Source organism: Georgenia sp. SYP-B2076, from assembly GCF_003991205.1.
Classification (GTDB): domain Bacteria; phylum Actinomycetota; class Actinomycetes; order Actinomycetales; family Actinomycetaceae; genus Georgenia.
Genome location: NZ_RXOZ01000033.1, coordinates 272,796 through 287,575, shown reverse-complemented (window position 1 = coordinate 287,575; position 14,780 = coordinate 272,796). Strand labels below are relative to the sequence as shown.

Here is a 14,780-nt window from a genome sequence, read left to right as displayed (position 1 = left end):
CCGCGCGCGGGGCGCGCCGCGGTGGCGCCGGTGCGGGTGGCGGCGCTGCGTCCGGGCGCGGGGCGGGCCGGGCGCGCGGCGGAAGCGCGGGCGGGGCGACGTCCCCGGGCACCGTCGACGGTGGTCATCCGTGCGCCCTCCCCAGCTCGCGTGCGGCCCGCGCGAACGCCTCGCCGCGCTCGGCGTAGCTGCGGAACTGGTCCATCGACGCGCACGCCGGGGCCAGCAGCACCGTGTCGCCGGGCTGGGCGAGCCGGGCCGCCGCGGCGACGGCCTCGGGCATCACGGCTTCATCCTGGGCGGCGTCGACCTCGATCACCGGGACGTCGGCCGCGTGTCGCGCCAGCGCGCCGCGCAGCGGCTCCCGGTCGGTGCCGATGAGCACGACGGCGCGCAGCCGGTCGCGCCGGGCGCGCACGAGCTCGTCGAACGTGGCGCCCTTGGCCAGGCCCCCGGCCACCCACACCGCGGTGCCGGGCGCGACCGCGCCGAGGGAGGCGGCGGCCGCGTGCGCGTTCGTGGCCTTGGAGTCGTCGACGTAGCCCACGCCGGCCACCGTGGCCACCAGCTCGATGCGGTGGGCGCCGGCCGAGTAGTCCCGCAGTCCCTGGCGCACCCGCTCCGGGGTGACGCCGTGGGCGCGGGCCAGGGCGGCCGCGGCAAGGGCGTCCGCGACCACGTGGGCCGGGACGTCGCCGCCGGCGGGGGCGAGGTGCGCGAGGTCCTCCAGCGTCGCCAGCTCCAGGGCGGCGCGGTGGCGGTCGGGGCCGAAGGCGCGGTCGACGAGGTACTCCTCGACGAGCCCGAGCTGTCCGACGGCGGGCGTGGCGGTGGTGAAGCCGACGGCGCGGGCGCCCTCGACGACGTCGGCCTCCTCCACCATGCGCCGGGTCTGCGGGTCTGCCACGTTGTACACGCACGCCACCTGGGTGCGGGCGTACACCCGCGCCTTGTCCGCACGGTAGGCCTCGTAGGAGCCGTGCCAGTCGATGTGGTCGGGCGCGATGTTGAGGCACGCGCTCGCCTGCGCGCTGACGGTGTGCGTGGCGTGCAGCTGGAAGCTGGAGAGCTCGACGGCCAGGACGTCGGGCGCGTCGGCGCCGCCCCGGGTGGCCACCCGCACGATCGGCGTGCCCACGTTGCCGACGGCCTCGGCCCGCTCCCCCGCCGCGGTGAGGATCGAGGCGAGCATCCCGACGGTGGTGGTCTTGCCGTTGGTGCCGGTCAGTGTCAGCCAGGGAGCGCGCGAGCCGTCCGCGCGGCGGGCCTGCAGCCGCCAGGCCAGCTCGACCTCGCTCCAGGCCGGCACGCCCGCCGCGGCCGCCCGCGCGTGCAGCGGCGCGACGGCGGGCACGCCCGGGGAGACCACGATGATGTCGGGCCGGCCCGCGAGCACCTGCTCGGCGAGCTCGGCCGGGTCGGCCACGGCGCGCAGGGCGGCGGCCGCGGGGACCTCGCCGCTGGCCGCGGCGGCCTCGACCGCCGCCCCGGCCGCGTCGAACCCGGACAGGCGCGCGCCCGCCGCGCCGAGCGCCTCGAGCGCCGCGCGGCCGGAGGCGCCCAGGCCGACGACGGCGACGCGGGCGCCGCCCAGGTCCGCCGGGCGGGAGAGGTCCTCGCTCATGCCACCGACACCCACTCCGCGTAGAAGAGGCCGAGCCCGCCCGCCGCGAACAGCGCGGCGATGATCCAGAACCGGACCACGATGGTCACCTCGCCCCAGCCCTTGAGCTCGAAGTGGTGATGGAGCGGCGCCATCCGGAACACCCGCCGGCCCGTGGCCTTGAAGAAGCCGATCTGGATGACGTCGCTCATGACGATGATGACGAAGAGCCCGCCGATGATCGCCGTGAGGATCTCCGTGCGGGTCAGGATCGACAGACCGGCCAGCGCGCCGCCCAGGGCGAGCGACCCCGTGTCCCCCATGAAGATCTGAGCCGGTGAGGTGTTCCACCACAGGAAGCCGAAGCACGCGCCGACGATCGCGGCGGTGACGATGGCCAGGTCGCGGGGGTCGCGCACCTCGTAGCACCCCTGGCCCGGCTCGGGCAGGAACTGGCAGGACTGGTTGGCCTGCCAGATGGTGATGACGGTGTACGCGCCGAACACGAGCATGGAGGTGCCGGTGGCCAGGCCGTCGAGCCCGTCGGTGAGGTTGACCGCGTTGGACCAGGCGGTGATGAGGAAGTTGGCCCAGAGCACGAACAGCACGAGGCCGAGCCCGAGGCCCGCCCACGCCAGGTCGATGCCCGTGTCCCGGATGAACGAGACGCGGGTGGACGCCGGGGTGCGGAAGTTGTCGTTGGGGAACTGCAGGGCCAGCACCGCGAACGTGATGCCGATCGCGGCCTGCCCGATGATCTTGCCCTTGGGGTTCAGGCCGAGGGAACGTTCCCGGGAGATCTTGATGTAGTCGTCGAGGAAGCCGATCAGGCCGAGCCCGACCATGAGGAACAGCAGCAGCAGGCCCGACGCCGTGGGCGTCCGGCCGGTGGCGAGGTTCGCGATGACGTACCCGAGGATCGTCGCGGCGATGATGACGACGCCGCCCATGGTGGGCGTGCCGCGCTTGGTGAAGTGCGCGGTCGGGCCGTCCTCGCGGATGAACTGGCCGTAGTTCCGCTTCACGAGCAGGCGGACGAACAACGGGGTGCCCGCCATGGACAGCACCAGCGCCACCGCGCCGGAGATCAGGACCGCCATCATGCGCGCATCCCCTCGCCGGCCGGGGACCGCGGGGCGAGGACCGCGTCCGCGAGGCGCCAGATGCCGGAGCCGTGCGAGCCCTTCAGGAGCACCACGTCGCCCGCGCGCAGCGACCGGGCGAGGTACGCCTCGGCCGCGGGCACGTCGTCGAGCTCGACGACCTCGCACCCCGCGGCGGCGCCGGCCGCGGCGGCGAGCGGGCGCGTGCCGGGCCCGACGGCGACGACGACGTCGACGCCCAGGGCCGCGGCGTCGGCCCCGACCGTGCGGTGCTCGGCCACGGAGTCCTCCCCGAGCTCGAGCATCTCGCCCAGGACCGCGACGGTGCGCCGGCTCCGGCCGCCGTCGGGCGAGCCGCCGTCGCGCGGGCCGCCGCCGGCGAGGCGGACCAGCGCCCGCAGGCCGGCGCGGACGGAGTCCGGGTTGGCGTTGTAGGAGTCGTCGATCACCCGCACGCCGTCGGCGCGCTCGCGCACGTCCATGCGGTGCGGGCTCGCGGCGGAGGTGGCCGCCAGGGCCCGGGCGACGTCGGGCAGCGGCACCCCGAGGTCGAGGGCCACGGCCGCCGCCGCCAGGGCGTTGCCGACGTGGTGCTCACCGACCAGGGCCAGGTGCACGGCCGCCGACCCCTGGGCGGCGGTGAGGGTGAAGCGGGCACGGCCGGCGTCGTCGGTGGTCACATCCGTGGCGCGCACGTCGGCGCCCGCGCCGCGGCCGAAGGTCAGGACGCGGCCCGGCGCGAGCGGGGCCATCGCGGCCACGCGGGCGTCGTCGGCGTTGAGCACCGCGGTGCCGGTGGGCACGAGCCCGGTGACCAGCTCCGACTTGGCGCGCGCGACGTTCTCGATGCCGCCGAACTCCCCCAGGTGGGCGCGGCCCACGGCCAGGACCACGGCCACGTCGGGCGGCGCGACGGAGGTGAGGTAGGCGAGGTTGCCGATGTGGTCGGCGCCCATCTCCAGCACGAGGGTGCTGGTGGTGTCCGTCGCGCGCAGCACCGTCAGGGGCAGGCCGATCTCGTTGTTGAACGATCCGGGCGGGGCGATCCGCGGCCCGAGGGGGGCGAGCAGCTCCGCGAGGAGGTCCTTCGTGGTCGTCTTGCCCACCGAGCCGGTCACGGCCACCACCCGCAGGGGGCGCTCGGCCGTGCGCGCGGCGCGCAGCCGCGCCAGGACGTGGCGGGCGAGGCGGCCCAGGGCCGCGGCGACGTCGTCGACGACGACGAGGCGGCGCGCGTCGGCGCCGGCCGCGAGCACCGGCGCGGGGCGGGAGACGAGCGCGCCGACGGCGCCGGCGGCCAGGGCCGCGGCGACGAAGTCGTGGCCGTCCACCCGCTCGCCCACGAACGCGGCGAAGAGGCTCCCGGGCCCCGCGGCCCGGCTGTCGGTGACGACGTCGCCGTCGACGACGAGGTCGCCCGGGTCCGTGCCCTGGGCGCCTGCCGGGTGCCCGCCGGTGGCGGCGGCGACCTCGGCGAGGGTCATGGTGATCATCGGGTCTGTCCTCCGGTGCGCAGCGCCAGGGCGGCGCGCACCTCTTCGCGGTCATCGAGGTGGTGGGCGACGCCGGCGATCTCCTGCACCGTCTCGTGGCCTCGCCCGGCCACGAGGACGGTGTCGTCGTCGGCGGCCTCGAGGACCACCGTACGGATCGCCTCCTCGCGCAGCGCAATTTCCCGCACGGTGGTGTCCGGCACAGGGGGCGTGGCGCCCGCGAGGACCTCGGCGCGGATCTGCGCGGCGGGCTCGTCGTGGGGGTCGTCGTCGGTGACGACGACGTCGTCGGCGCCGAGCACGGCCAGGCGGCCCATCTCGGGTCGCTTGGCGCGGTCCCGGTTCCCCGCGGCACCGAAGAGCACCCGGAGGCGGCCGGCGGTGCCGGGGCGCAGCGCGGCCAGCGCCTGGGCGAGCGCGTCGGCGTTGTGCGCGAAGTCGACGACGACGCGCGGCCGGGCGCTGAGCTGCTCCATGCGGCCGGGGACCTGCGGGCTCAGCCCCCCGGTCGCCGCCAGCGCCGCCTCGAGGACCGCGGGCTCCACGCCGCTCTCGAGGACCATGACGGCGGCGAGGGCGGCGTTGGCGAGGTTGAACTCCCCGGGCAGCGCGGTCCGCGTGCGCAGCGCCCGACCGTCGCGGTGGGTCAGGGTCAACGCCGTGCCCTCGGCGCCCGCGGACGACTCGGTCACCCGCCAGTCGGCGTCCGTGCCCGCCCGCGTGGCCAGGGTCGCGGCGTGGCCGCCCTGCCGGGCCACCTGGTCCGCAAGGCGCCGGCCCCACGCGTCGTCGACGAGGACGACGCCCCGCCGGGACCGCGCCGGCGCGAAGAGCGCGGCCTTGGCCTGGAAGTAGGACTCCATGTCGCCGTGGAAGTCGAGGTGGTCGGGGGTGAGGTTGGTGAACCCGGCCACCTCGTAGACCAGGGGCTCCACCCGGCCCAGGGCGAGGGCGTGGGAGGAGACCTCCATGACGAGGTCGGAGGCGCCGGCCTCGACCATGGCCGCGAGCATCGCCTGCAGCTCGGCGGGCTGCGGCGTGGTCAGGGTCGCGGGGACCGCGCGCCCGGCCACGCGCACCTCGACGGTGCCGATCAGCCCGGTGGTCCGGCCGAGGGCGCGCAGGGCGTGGTCGAGCATGAACGCCGTGGTGGTCTTGCCGTTGGTGCCGGTGACGGCGAAGGTGGCCAGCGCGCGCCCGGGGTGGCCGTAGAGCTCGGCGGCGAGCTCGCCCAGCAGCGCGGTGACGTCCTCGGTGACGAGCACGGGCACACCCAGGGGCGCGGCGGTCTCGAGGAGCGCCGCACCGGCCGGGTCGGTCAGGACCGCCGCCGCCCCCGCGCGGGCGGCGGCCCCGGCGAAGCGGGCGCCGTGGACGTGCGCGCCGGTGTGCGCCGCGAAGAGCTCTCCCCCGGCGACCTGGCGGTTGTCCGCGGTGACGCCGCGCACGACGACGTCGGCCCAGCCCGCCCCGCCGCCGCCCACCGGGTCGATCGGGAAGGCCTCGGCGAGGGCGCCGAGGCGGTGCGGGCGGGGCGTGGTCGGGCGCAGCAGGTTGTCGGGGATCACCGACCCATTGTGAACTCCTCGGGCGCCGCGCTCCTCACCTGTGGCGGCGCTCACCCCTGCCCCGCCGTGCGCGGCAGGTTCGGCGCCGGCGTGGTCGAGGGCGGCACGCCGAGCGTGTGCAGCGCGAACTTCGCGACGTCGCGGAACACGGGCGCCGAGATGACGCCGCCGTAGGACATGCCCACGGGCTTGTAGAGCACGACGCCCACGGCGATGCGGGGGTTCTCGGCGGGGACGAGGCCGACGTAGGAGCCGAGGCGGGAGTTCAGCCCGCCCGAGCCGTCGACGATCTGGGCGGTGCCCGTCTTGGCGGCGACCCGGTACCCGTCGATCCGGCCGAGGATGCCGGTGCCGTCGTCGGCCGTGACCGACTCCATCATCGCGACCATCGTCGCGGCCGTCTCCTCGCTGACCACCCGGACGCCCTCGGGCGGCACGGTGGGCGTGAGGGTGCCGTCCCCGTCGGTCATCCCGTCGACCACCCTGGGGTCGACGCGCACGCCCTTGTTGCCGAGCGTGGCGACCATGGAGGTGTTCTGCAGGAGGGTGACGGACATGCCCTGGCCGAACATGGTGGTGTAGCGGGTGCGCGGGTCCCACGAGTCGGGCTCGCGCAGCGTCCCGCCGCTCTCGCCCGGCAGCTCGATGCCGGTGCGGGTGCCGAACCCGAACTTCTTGAGATAGCCGTAGCGGACGTGGTCGTCGATGAGGTCGCCGATCTGGACCGTGCCCGTGTTGGAGGACATCGCGAGCACCCCGGTGGGGGTCAGGTGCAGCGTCTCGTGGGCGTCGTTGTCGCTGAAGGTCTGGCCGTTGGGCATCGTGAGGCGGTCCGGGACCGTGAAGGGGGTGCTGGTGGTGACCTTGCCCTCCTCGACCGCCGCGGCGACGGTGGGCAGCTTCCCGGTCGACCCAGGCTCGTAGGGGCTCTGCACGGCTCGCGAGCCGCGGTCCTTCGCCGCGGAGTCCTGGTAGCTGGCCGGATCGACCGTGCTCGAGTCCGCGATCGTGAGGATGCGGCCCGTGCCGACCTCCTCGACGACGACGGCGCCCCACTCGGCGCCGTACTTGGCCACCTGCGCGTCGATGGTCTGCTGCGCGAAGAACTGCAGGTCCCGGTCCACGGTTGTGTGCACGGTCTGGCCGGGGACGGCGGGCACCTCCTCGCGGGTGCCCGTGGGGATGACCTGGCCCGTGCCGCCGATCTCGACCGTCAGGCTGCCGTCCGTGCCCGTGAGCTTCTTGTCCAGCGTGAGCTCGAGCCCGGCCAGCCCCTTCCCGTCGCGGCCGACGAAGCCGATGATGTTTCCCGCCGTCGTGCCGTTGGGGTAGATGCGCTCGGTGGTCTCCTCCGGCTCGATGCCCGGGACGCCCAGGTCGTCGATCTCGCGCCACTGCTCGGGCGTGAGGCCCTTGGCGAGGTAGACGAAGGTGGACTCGCCCACGAGCTCCGCGCCCAGCTCCGCCTTGTCGCGGCCGAGCAGCGGGGCGAGCACCTCGGCCGCGGCGGCCGCCCCGGTGCCCAGGACCTTCTTGGTCTCGGGGTCGACGCGCTTGTAGTTGCGCACGAGGTTCTGGTTCACGCCGACGTTGAAGCGCTCCACGGAGGTGGCGAGGACCTCGCCGTCGGCGTCGAGGATGTCCCCGCGCGCCGCGCGGATCAGGGAGGTGCGGGTGCGGTCCTCACGGGCCTGCTCGGCCAGCTCGGGGCCCTGCAGCGCCTGGACGTAGACGAGGCGCCCGCCGAAGACGAGCAGCAGCGTGAGCACGGCGACCAGCGCGAGCTGCCGCCGTCCCCGGCGGCCGCCCGCGACGGAGGCGCGGTCGGTCATCCGGCGCTCGGCGTCTCGGACCCGAGCAGGCGGCCGTCGGAGAGCTGGATGAACCGCAGCTTCTCGGCCGGCACCATGCCCTGCTCCTCGGCCTGGCGCTGGAGCGCGGCCGGGGAGCCGGCCTCCTCCACCTGGGCGCGCAGCGAGGCCTCAGCCTCGTCCAGGCGGGTCAGCTCGACCTGCCGGTCGTGGATCTCGTAGGCGGTGGCCGCCATCTGCGTGTTGAGCAGGAGGGCCCCGAGCAGCGCGGCGACGAGCGCGGCGACGCACAGGACGAGGTAGCCCATGAGGCTGCGCGCCGGCGTGGGGCTCGGGACCACGGACAGGCGCGGACGCCAGCTCGGGGCACTGCGGGGTACGGCGCCTCGCGGGGCGCGTGCGGGCGCGGCACTCATGCGGCGTTCCTCCTTGGTCTGTGGGGTCGGGTCGGGTGGTGCTGGTCGGGCGTGGCACGCAGGTGGTCGGGCGTGGGGCGCAGCCGCTCGGCCGCGCGGAGCCGCACCGAGGCGGCGCGCGGGTTGCGCTCACGCTCCTCGGCGTCCGCCTCCTCCGCGCCGCGGGTGAGCAGGCGCAGGTAGGGGCGGTGGGTCTCGGGCTCGACCGGCATGTCCGGGGGCGCCGAGGAGGTCGCCCCGCGGGCCAGGACGGTCTTGACCGCGCGGTCCTCGAGCGACTGGTAGGACTCCACGACGATCCGCCCGCCCACGGCGAGGGCCTCGACGGCCCGGGGCAGGGCGCGCTCGAGGACCTCGAGCTCGCCGTTGACGGCGATGCGCAGCGCCTGGAACGTCCGCTTGGCGGGGTTCCCGCCGGTGCGGCGTGCGGCGGCGGGGATGGAGGCGCGCACGATGTCGACCAGCTCGCCGGTGCGGGTGACGGGGTCGGTGGCACGGCGGCGGACCAGCGCCGCGGCGATGCGGCCGGCGAACTTCTCCTCGCCGTAGGCGCGCAGGATGCGGCGGAGCTCGGCCTCGTCGGCGGTGGCGAGCAGCTCGGCGGCGGAGATCCCGCTGGACTGGTCCATCCGCATGTCCAGCGGCGCGTCGTGGGCGTAGGCGAAGCCGCGCTCGGCGTCGTCGAGCTGGAGGGAGGAGACTCCGAGGTCCATCAGCACGCCCTCGACGAGGCCACCCGTGCCGTGCTCGGCGGCGACGTCGTCGATGTGGTCGTACGTGGTGCGCACCGCGGTGAAGCGGTCGGCGAACGGCGCCAGCCGCGCGGTGGCCAGGGCGATGGCCTGGGGGTCGCGGTCGATGCCCACCACGCGCAGGGCGGGGAAGCGGCGCAGCGCGGCCTCGGTGTGCCCGCCCATCCCCAGGGTGGCGTCGACGAGCACGGCGCCCTCGCGCTCGATCGCTGGGGCGAGGAGGTCCAGGCAGCGCGCGGCGAGCACCGGCACGTGCAGCGATGCTGCATCAGCCTGGCTCATGGTGTGCTCCTGGTTCGCGAAGCAGGCGTCGCCTGCGGGTGGGGTGCTGGTGGTGGGCCTGGCCCGCCACCGCCCGGCCAGGACTCCCTCCGCCTGCTCTGGCGCCGGGGAAGTGCGTCAGAGTCGCGGTGAGAGACCTCGCCGTGCGGGGGCTGCTCGGGTGGTGCGTCGTCGGGTGTCCGGGGTCGGTGGGGTGCGCGGCTCAGAAGAGTCCCGGGACCACCTCCTCGGCGGTCTCGGCGAACGCCACCTCCTGCTCGGCGAGGTATGTCTCCCACGCGGCTGCGTCCCAGACCTCGATGCGGGTTCCCGCGCCGATGACGGCGAGCTCACGGTCGAGGCCGGCGTACTGGCGCAGGTTGGACGGGATCGTGATGCGCCCCTGCTTGTCCGGGACCTCGTCGGTGGCACCGGAGAGGAACACGCGGAGGTAGTCGCGAGCCTGCTTGCTGGTCACGGGGGCCTGGCGCAGCCGGGTGTGCATGTCCTCGAACTCCCGCGCGGGGAACGCGTAGAGGCACCGCTCCTGGCCCCGGGTCAGGACGATGCCGGGGGCGAGCTGTTCGCGGAACTTGGCAGGAAGGATCAGCCGGCCCTTCTCGTCGAGGTGAGGCGCATAGGTCCCCAGGAACACACCGGCACCCCCCTTCCGACCCGCGCCGCACCCGAGGGCCCCACATTACTCCACTTCCCTCCCCCGTCAATGCAAAAACGGCCCCATCTCGCGGGACAACCCGAAGAAAGCGCAGGTCAGAGGCATGTTCCGAGGTGGAGGGCTTTACGGCGCAATGCGGTGATCAGCCGCGGCGTCATTGCCGGTGCGCTGGTGGAGGGGCGGGATTCCGCCATTTGTCAGACCTTGTCGGCGCGCTGAGGCGGCACCTGAGAGTGGGGTGGAGCGAAGTGGGGTGAGCCGATGGTTGGAGCACCCTTTATGGGGCATGCGGTGGAGGGAAGCGCGGGGAGGCACGTCGAGTCCGGGCGCGGCAAGCGCGACACGCCGGGAAAAGCGCGGCGCCGCCCGAGCTCCGGGTGGCGCACGACGGGTGAACGCAGCTAGCCCGTGGCGGGTGCCACGGGCTGGGTCGTTCGTCGGCCGTCCGGCCGTGCGCTCTGGGCTAGCGGCCCCGGTCCTCGTTGCGCCGGTTCCACTTGTCTTCCTGGCGCTGCATGAAGCCGCCGGGAGACGCCGTCGCCCCCGGGCCGCCGGACCGCTTGGCGCCGCGGCCCCGGGCGCCGCCGCCGCGAGGCCCGCTCATCGCGAGCATCACGCCGCCGAGCATCGCGAGGAAGCCGAGCACGCCGAGCCAGATCTGAGGGATGGCAACGCCACCGACCAGGCCGCCCAACCCCAGAAGGAACAACAATGCCCCCAGGCTCAGCCGCCGCACGTTCGCGTGGGGCTTGTCCGCCAGGGTGCTGGCGAGCCGGGGGTCGTCAGATCGCAGCTGCTGCTCCATCTGCTGAAGCATGCGCTGCTCGTACTCGGAGAGAGGCATCGGACCTCCATGGTTCCCGCCATCCCGGCACCCGTGAGGCGCCGGTTCAGTGATCAGGATATGTCCCCGCGCGCGCTCGGGAAAGCCGGATCGTGCCGCGTCTCAAGCAGCGACGCCGGGCGGAGCACCTGGGACCCGAACCTGGCCCGCACACCGTCCATCGCCCGCTCGGCGCGCGCCTGGTGGACATTCTCGTCGAGGGTGGCCTGAACACCGGTGCTGGCCGCGCGCGAGAGCCGCTCGGCGCGCACCCCGAGCAGGCGGACGCCGTCCGCGGGGATCTCGACGCCGGCGAAGAGCTCGCGGGCGGCCGTGACGATGTCGCGCGCCAGGTCCGTCGGCGCGCCCAATGTCCGCGAGCGCGTGAGGGTCGTGAAGTCGGCCATCCGGACCTTGATCGCGACGGTGGCGGCGAGCATGCCCTCGGCCCGGAGGCGGGCGGCGCACTGGTGGGCCTGCTCGAGCAGCACCCGCTCGAGCACGCGGCGGTCGGTCCAGTCCACGTCGAAGGTCGTCTCGGTGCCCACCGACTTCTCCTCCCGCCCGGGGGTGACCCCGCGTGGGTCGATCCCCCAGGCGAGCTCGTGCAGGCGCTGGCCGGCGGCGACGCCGAGCATGCGGTGCAGGGCGCGCAGCGGGGTGGCCGCGAGCTCGGCCACGGTGTCGATCCCGTGGCGCTCGAGGACGACGCCGGTCTTCTCCCCCACGCCCCAGAGCGCCCCCACCGGGAGCGAGTGCAGGAACTCCACGGTCGCGGCGGCGGGGACGAGGAGCAGCCCGTCCGGCTTGGCGTGCGCGGAGGCCAGCTTGGCGACGTGCTTGGTCGCCGCCACGCCCACGGACGCCGGCACCCCGGTGCGGGAGCGGATCTCCCGGCGCAGCCACCGGGCGATCGCCACGGGCGGCCCCATGCGCCGGAGCGCGCCCGTGACGTCGAGGAAAGCCTCGTCGATGCTGACCTTCTCCATCACCGGGGTGACCTCGCCCATCACCGTCATGACCTGGGCGGAGACCTCTGCGTAGCGGCGGTGGCGTCCGGGCAGCACCACGGCCTGCGGGCACAGCGCCCGCGCGCGGGCGACGGGCATCGCCGAGTGCACGCCGAACGCGCGGGCCTCGTAGCTGGCGGCGGAGACCACCCCGCGGTGCTCGCCGCCCACGATGACCGGACGCCCCCGAAGCTCCGGGTGGTCCAGCAGCTCGACGGAGGCGAAGAACGCGTCCATGTCGACGTGCAGGATCGTGGCCCCGGTGTCGTCGTCGCCCCAGGAGCGACGGGCCTGCGCGCTGCGCGGCGCTCGGCTCATCTCGTCGCTCCCCCGTCCGGTCCGTCCCCCCAGGCTAACGTGGCCACGTGCCCGACCGTCGCCGCCCCGCCCCGCCCCGCCGTGCGTCCATGCCGGCGGACCTGCCCACCGGGCCGGTGCCGACGTCTTTGGGCACGGCGACCCTTCGCCGCGAGCCCGGCGCCGGGCACCTGGTCACGCTCCTGCTCGACGGGACGGAGAGCTCGTGCCTGGACCTGGAGGACCCCGCGCACCTGGAGTTCGAGTACATGCAGCAGATGGCGGCCGTCCTGGACGCGGCGCGGCCGGCCGGGCCGGTGCGGGCCCTGCACCTGGGCGCCGCGGGCTGCGCGCTGCCGCGCGCGCTCGAGGCGCGGCGCCCCGGCTCCACCCAGCTGGCGGTCGAGCTGGACGCCGTCCTGGCCGATCTCGTCCGGACCTGGTTCGACCTGCCCCGGGCGCCGCGGCTGCGCATCCGCAGCGGGGACGCGCGCGCCGTGACCGCCACCCTGCCGGACGGTGCCTGGGAGGTGGTCGTCCGCGACGTCTTCGACGCCGGCCTGGTGCCCCGGCACGTGCGCACCGTGGAGGCCGCCGCGGAGGTCCGCCGCGTGCTGAGCCCGGACGGGCTCTACCTGGTCAACCTCACCGACCACCCGCCGCTGCGCCAGGCGCGCGCGGAGGTCGCGGCCCTCCAGGAGCTCTTCGCCTCCGTGGCGCTCCTCGCGGACCCGGCCATCCTGCGGGGCCGGCGCTACGGAAACGTCGTGCTCGCGGCGTCCGCGGCGCCGTTGCCGATGGCGCGCCTCGAGCGGGACCTGCGCCGGCTCCCCCTGCCGGTGAGGCTCGTGCACGGGGCCGAGCTCGCGACGTTCCGGGGCACGCTCGCCCCGGAGCGCGACGCGGCGACGACGGGGCCGGGCGCCACGCCCTGAGCGGCGCGCCCGGCACCCCCTCGGCGGCGCGGCGCGGCCCGGGCGCGCCCCAGCGGCGCGCCCGGGCACGACGAAGGGCCCGCACCGCCATGGTGCGGGCCCCTCGCTGGGCAGCCCTGCGGGCCGACCGGGTGCGTCAGAGAGCGCGGACGTTCTCCGCCTGCGGACCCTTCGGGCCCTGGGTGATCTCGAACTCGACCCGCTGCGCGTCCTCGAGCGAGCGGTAGCCGTCGGACTGGATCGCCGAGTAGTGGACGAACACGTCAGGCGCGTTGCCACCGTCCTGCTCGATGAAACCGAAGCCCTTCTCAGCGTTGAACCACTTCACGGTTCCCTGTGCCATCTTGCTGTGTCCTTCCGGGACGTTGGTGGGCCGACCCGTGCCGGCCCGGTGAATCGCCGCAATGCCGTCCCACTTCCTTGCTCGTCCGGCGCGGGCCCGGGGGCCGCGTGCACGGACGTGGGGCCGGCTCCGGCCGGTCCCGGGTCGCACGTCAGGGAAACGCAGATGCAACGCGCCCACTATGGCATGGGTCACGATTCCCCCGCCAGCAGTTATGCCCCGAGTTGGCGGCAATTTTCCGGCCGGAATCGCGGGGCGCCGGTGCGCGACGCGGCGGCCTAGCCCTCGTGCCGGCGGGCTGCGCGCATGCGGGCGATGGCCTCGCGCACCGGAGGCACGACGACGCCGCGCTCGGCCATCCCCCGCCGGGTCGCCCGCCGGGCGAGGAAGAGCCCGGCCAGGCCCACGGCCCACAGCAGGCCCTGGACGGAGAACGCGGCCCGGAAGTCGGCGAGCATGTACTCCCCGCCCGGGCGCGCGACGTCGAGCACGAGGCCGACGAGGAAGATCGAGATCAGCGAGGCGACGAAGCCCCCGACGTTGACCATGCCCGTCGCGGTGCCCAGCCGCGCGGGCGGCACGAAGGTGCGGGCGAAGTCGAACCCGATGTTCGAGGCGGTCGCGGAGGCCGTCAGGGCGATGACCAGCACCACGAGCTGCCACATCGGGCGCGGGGTGTCCGGGATGAGCACCGACGCCCAGGCGGCGATGACGAAGACGACGGCGCCGAGCACGAGCCAGGACCGGCGCAGCGGGTGGCGTGCCTGCAGCTCGCCGAAGGTGGGACCGAAGACGACCCCGGCGAGGGCGCTGAGGGTGAGCAGCGCGCTGGCGGACTGCGCGCTCACGCCCTGGCCGGCGGTCAGGAACGGCACGCCCCACAGGAGCGTGAAGGTGTTGGTCGGGAACAGGCACACGAAGTGGGTGAAGAACCCGAGCCACGTCCCGGGCTCGGTGAGCACGGCCCGCATCGTGACCTTCTCCCGGGCGGGGGTCGGCACCGACGTCGGCGGCAGCTCCGCGCCGGTCCCGACCGGCTGCACCGCCGCGTCCCGCCCCGACGGGGCACGGGCCCCCGCCACCCGGACCCGGGGCGCGGGCCGGTCGCGCACGACGATCGCCGCGACGGCGCCCATGAAGATCCCGAGGGCCGCCAGCGACGCGAACGCCGCGGTCCACCCGAAGGTCAGCAGCGCCGCCAGGAACGGCACCGCGGAGACGATCTGACCGGTCGAGCCGATGATGCCGGTCATCTGGGTCAGGACCGGCACCCTGCGCGCGGCGAACCAGGCCGGGACGAGGCGCAGCACGGACACGAACGCGGTGGCGTCGCCGATGCCGACCAGCACGCGGGCGACGAGCGCCAGCGGGAGGGTGTCGACGAGGGCCAGCATGAGCTGACCGCCGGCAAGGATGACGGCGCCGACGGCGAGGACCTTGCGGCTGCCGATGCGGTCGAGCACGATCCCGACGGGGACCTGGGCGGCGGCGTAGACCGCCAGCTGCACCACGGAGAACAGGGAGAGCGTCGAGGCGCTGATGCCGAAGCGGTCGATGGCCTCCAGGCCGGCGACCCCCAGCGAGGTGCGCCCGGTGACCGCCACGATGTACGCCGCGAGGCCCGCCCCCCACACCAGGAAGGCCAGGCGGGGCGGGGCGGGGTCTTGGAAGGGCGACACGCCCGTCATT

At 75.1% G+C, this 14,780-nt stretch carries 13 protein-coding genes; 1 reads left to right on the top strand and 12 read right to left on the bottom strand.

Annotation, left to right across the window (positions count from 1 at the left end):
* Nucleotides 1-124: 124 nt before the first annotated feature.
* The 10 genes from murD to EJK16_RS15395 all read right to left on the bottom strand — a co-directional run bounded on the left by murD (nt 125) and on the right by EJK16_RS15395 (nt 11,834).
* Complete coding sequence (murD, locus tag EJK16_RS15440) at nt 125-1,624, bottom strand: UDP-N-acetylmuramoyl-L-alanine--D-glutamate ligase (protein WP_127130865.1); 1,500 nt, start codon at nt 1,622-1,624, stop codon at nt 125-127.
* Nucleotides 1,621-2,706 carry a phospho-N-acetylmuramoyl-pentapeptide-transferase gene (mraY, locus tag EJK16_RS15435; protein WP_127130863.1) on the bottom strand — a complete coding sequence of 362 codons (1,086 nt, stop codon included), beginning with the start codon at nt 2,704-2,706 and terminating at the stop codon, nt 1,621-1,623. The genes murD and mraY overlap by 4 nt, the downstream gene beginning before the upstream one ends.
* Nucleotides 2,703-4,199 carry a UDP-N-acetylmuramoyl-tripeptide--D-alanyl-D-alanine ligase gene (gene murF, locus EJK16_RS15430; RefSeq protein ID WP_127130861.1) on the bottom strand — a complete coding sequence of 499 codons (1,497 nt, stop codon included), beginning with the start codon at nt 4,197-4,199 and terminating at the stop codon, nt 2,703-2,705. Before murF ends, mraY begins: the two co-directional genes overlap by 4 nt.
* Nucleotides 4,196-5,767 (bottom strand): UDP-N-acetylmuramoyl-L-alanyl-D-glutamate--2,6-diaminopimelate ligase, encoded by a 1,572-nt coding sequence (locus EJK16_RS15425; RefSeq protein WP_240646097.1) that lies wholly within the window; start codon nt 5,765-5,767, stop codon nt 4,196-4,198. Before EJK16_RS15425 ends, murF begins: the two co-directional genes overlap by 4 nt.
* 50 nt (nt 5,768-5,817) lie before the next feature.
* The gene (locus tag EJK16_RS15420; protein WP_127130859.1) at nt 5,818-7,599 is read right to left on the bottom strand and encodes a penicillin-binding protein 2; all 1,782 of its coding nucleotides are present in this window, start codon (nt 7,597-7,599) and stop codon (nt 5,818-5,820) included.
* Nucleotides 7,596-7,994, bottom strand: coding sequence for a hypothetical protein (locus EJK16_RS15415; RefSeq protein WP_127130857.1), 399 nt, complete (start codon nt 7,992-7,994; stop codon nt 7,596-7,598). Before EJK16_RS15415 ends, EJK16_RS15420 begins: the two co-directional genes overlap by 4 nt.
* On the bottom strand, nt 7,991-9,028 hold the full coding sequence (gene rsmH, locus EJK16_RS15410) for a 16S rRNA (cytosine(1402)-N(4))-methyltransferase RsmH (protein WP_127130855.1): 1,038 nt from the start codon (nt 9,026-9,028) through the stop codon (nt 7,991-7,993). The genes EJK16_RS15415 and rsmH overlap by 4 nt, the downstream gene beginning before the upstream one ends.
* Before the next feature lie 202 nt (nt 9,029-9,230).
* Complete coding sequence (gene mraZ, locus EJK16_RS15405) at nt 9,231-9,662, bottom strand: division/cell wall cluster transcriptional repressor MraZ (protein WP_127130853.1); 432 nt, start codon at nt 9,660-9,662, stop codon at nt 9,231-9,233.
* 484 nt (nt 9,663-10,146) lie between these two features.
* A complete protein-coding gene (locus EJK16_RS15400; protein ID WP_127130850.1) occupies nt 10,147-10,527 on the bottom strand; it encodes a DUF3040 domain-containing protein in 381 nt (126 codons plus the stop codon).
* 53 nt (nt 10,528-10,580) lie between these two features.
* Entirely contained in the window at nt 10,581-11,834 is a 1,254-nt protein-coding gene (locus tag EJK16_RS15395; protein ID WP_127130848.1) for a DNA polymerase IV, read from the bottom strand.
* Between the two features lie 47 nt (nt 11,835-11,881).
* On the opposite strand from EJK16_RS15395, the gene EJK16_RS15390 reads away from it, so the two are divergent.
* Nucleotides 11,882-12,748: a spermidine synthase gene (locus EJK16_RS15390; protein ID WP_240646096.1), complete on the top strand. Its 867-nt coding sequence runs from the start codon at nt 11,882-11,884 to the stop codon at nt 12,746-12,748.
* A 136-nt stretch (nt 12,749-12,884) separates the two neighbouring features.
* Here EJK16_RS15390 and EJK16_RS15385 read toward each other — a convergent pair whose 3' ends face one another.
* Both EJK16_RS15385 and EJK16_RS15380 read right to left on the bottom strand, forming a co-directional pair.
* Entirely contained in the window at nt 12,885-13,091 is a 207-nt protein-coding gene (locus EJK16_RS15385; protein ID WP_127130846.1) for a cold-shock protein, read from the bottom strand.
* Between the two features lie 278 nt (nt 13,092-13,369).
* Nucleotides 13,370-14,779: an MFS transporter gene (locus EJK16_RS15380; protein ID WP_127130844.1), complete on the bottom strand. Its 1,410-nt coding sequence runs from the start codon at nt 14,777-14,779 to the stop codon at nt 13,370-13,372.
* Nucleotide 14,780: the final 1 nt, after the last annotated feature.

Excerpts from the sequence above, each read along its gene's own strand:
- EJK16_RS15415 (WP_127130857.1), bottom strand. The coding sequence starts at position 7,994 with ATGAGTGCCGCGCCCGCACGCGCCCCGCGAGGCGCCGTACCCCGCAGT.
- EJK16_RS15400 (WP_127130850.1), bottom strand. The coding sequence starts at position 10,527 with ATGCCTCTCTCCGAGTACGAGCAGCGCATGCTTCAGCAGATGGAGCAG.
- mraY (WP_127130863.1), bottom strand. The coding sequence starts at position 2,706 with ATGATGGCGGTCCTGATCTCCGGCGCGGTGGCGCTGGTGCTGTCCATG.
- EJK16_RS15395 (WP_127130848.1), bottom strand. The coding sequence starts at position 11,834 with ATGAGCCGAGCGCCGCGCAGCGCGCAGGCCCGTCGCTCCTGGGGCGAC.
- EJK16_RS15420 (WP_127130859.1), bottom strand. The coding sequence starts at position 7,599 with ATGACCGACCGCGCCTCCGTCGCGGGCGGCCGCCGGGGACGGCGGCAG.
- murD (WP_127130865.1), bottom strand. The coding sequence starts at position 1,624 with ATGAGCGAGGACCTCTCCCGCCCGGCGGACCTGGGCGGCGCCCGCGTC.
- murF (WP_127130861.1), bottom strand. The coding sequence starts at position 4,199 with ATGATCACCATGACCCTCGCCGAGGTCGCCGCCGCCACCGGCGGGCAC.
- EJK16_RS15385 (WP_127130846.1), bottom strand. The coding sequence starts at position 13,091 with ATGGCACAGGGAACCGTGAAGTGGTTCAACGCTGAGAAGGGCTTCGGT.
- EJK16_RS15380 (WP_127130844.1), bottom strand. The coding sequence starts at position 14,779 with ATGACGGGCGTGTCGCCCTTCCAAGACCCCGCCCCGCCCCGCCTGGCC.
- rsmH (WP_127130855.1), bottom strand. The coding sequence starts at position 9,028 with ATGAGCCAGGCTGATGCAGCATCGCTGCACGTGCCGGTGCTCGCCGCG.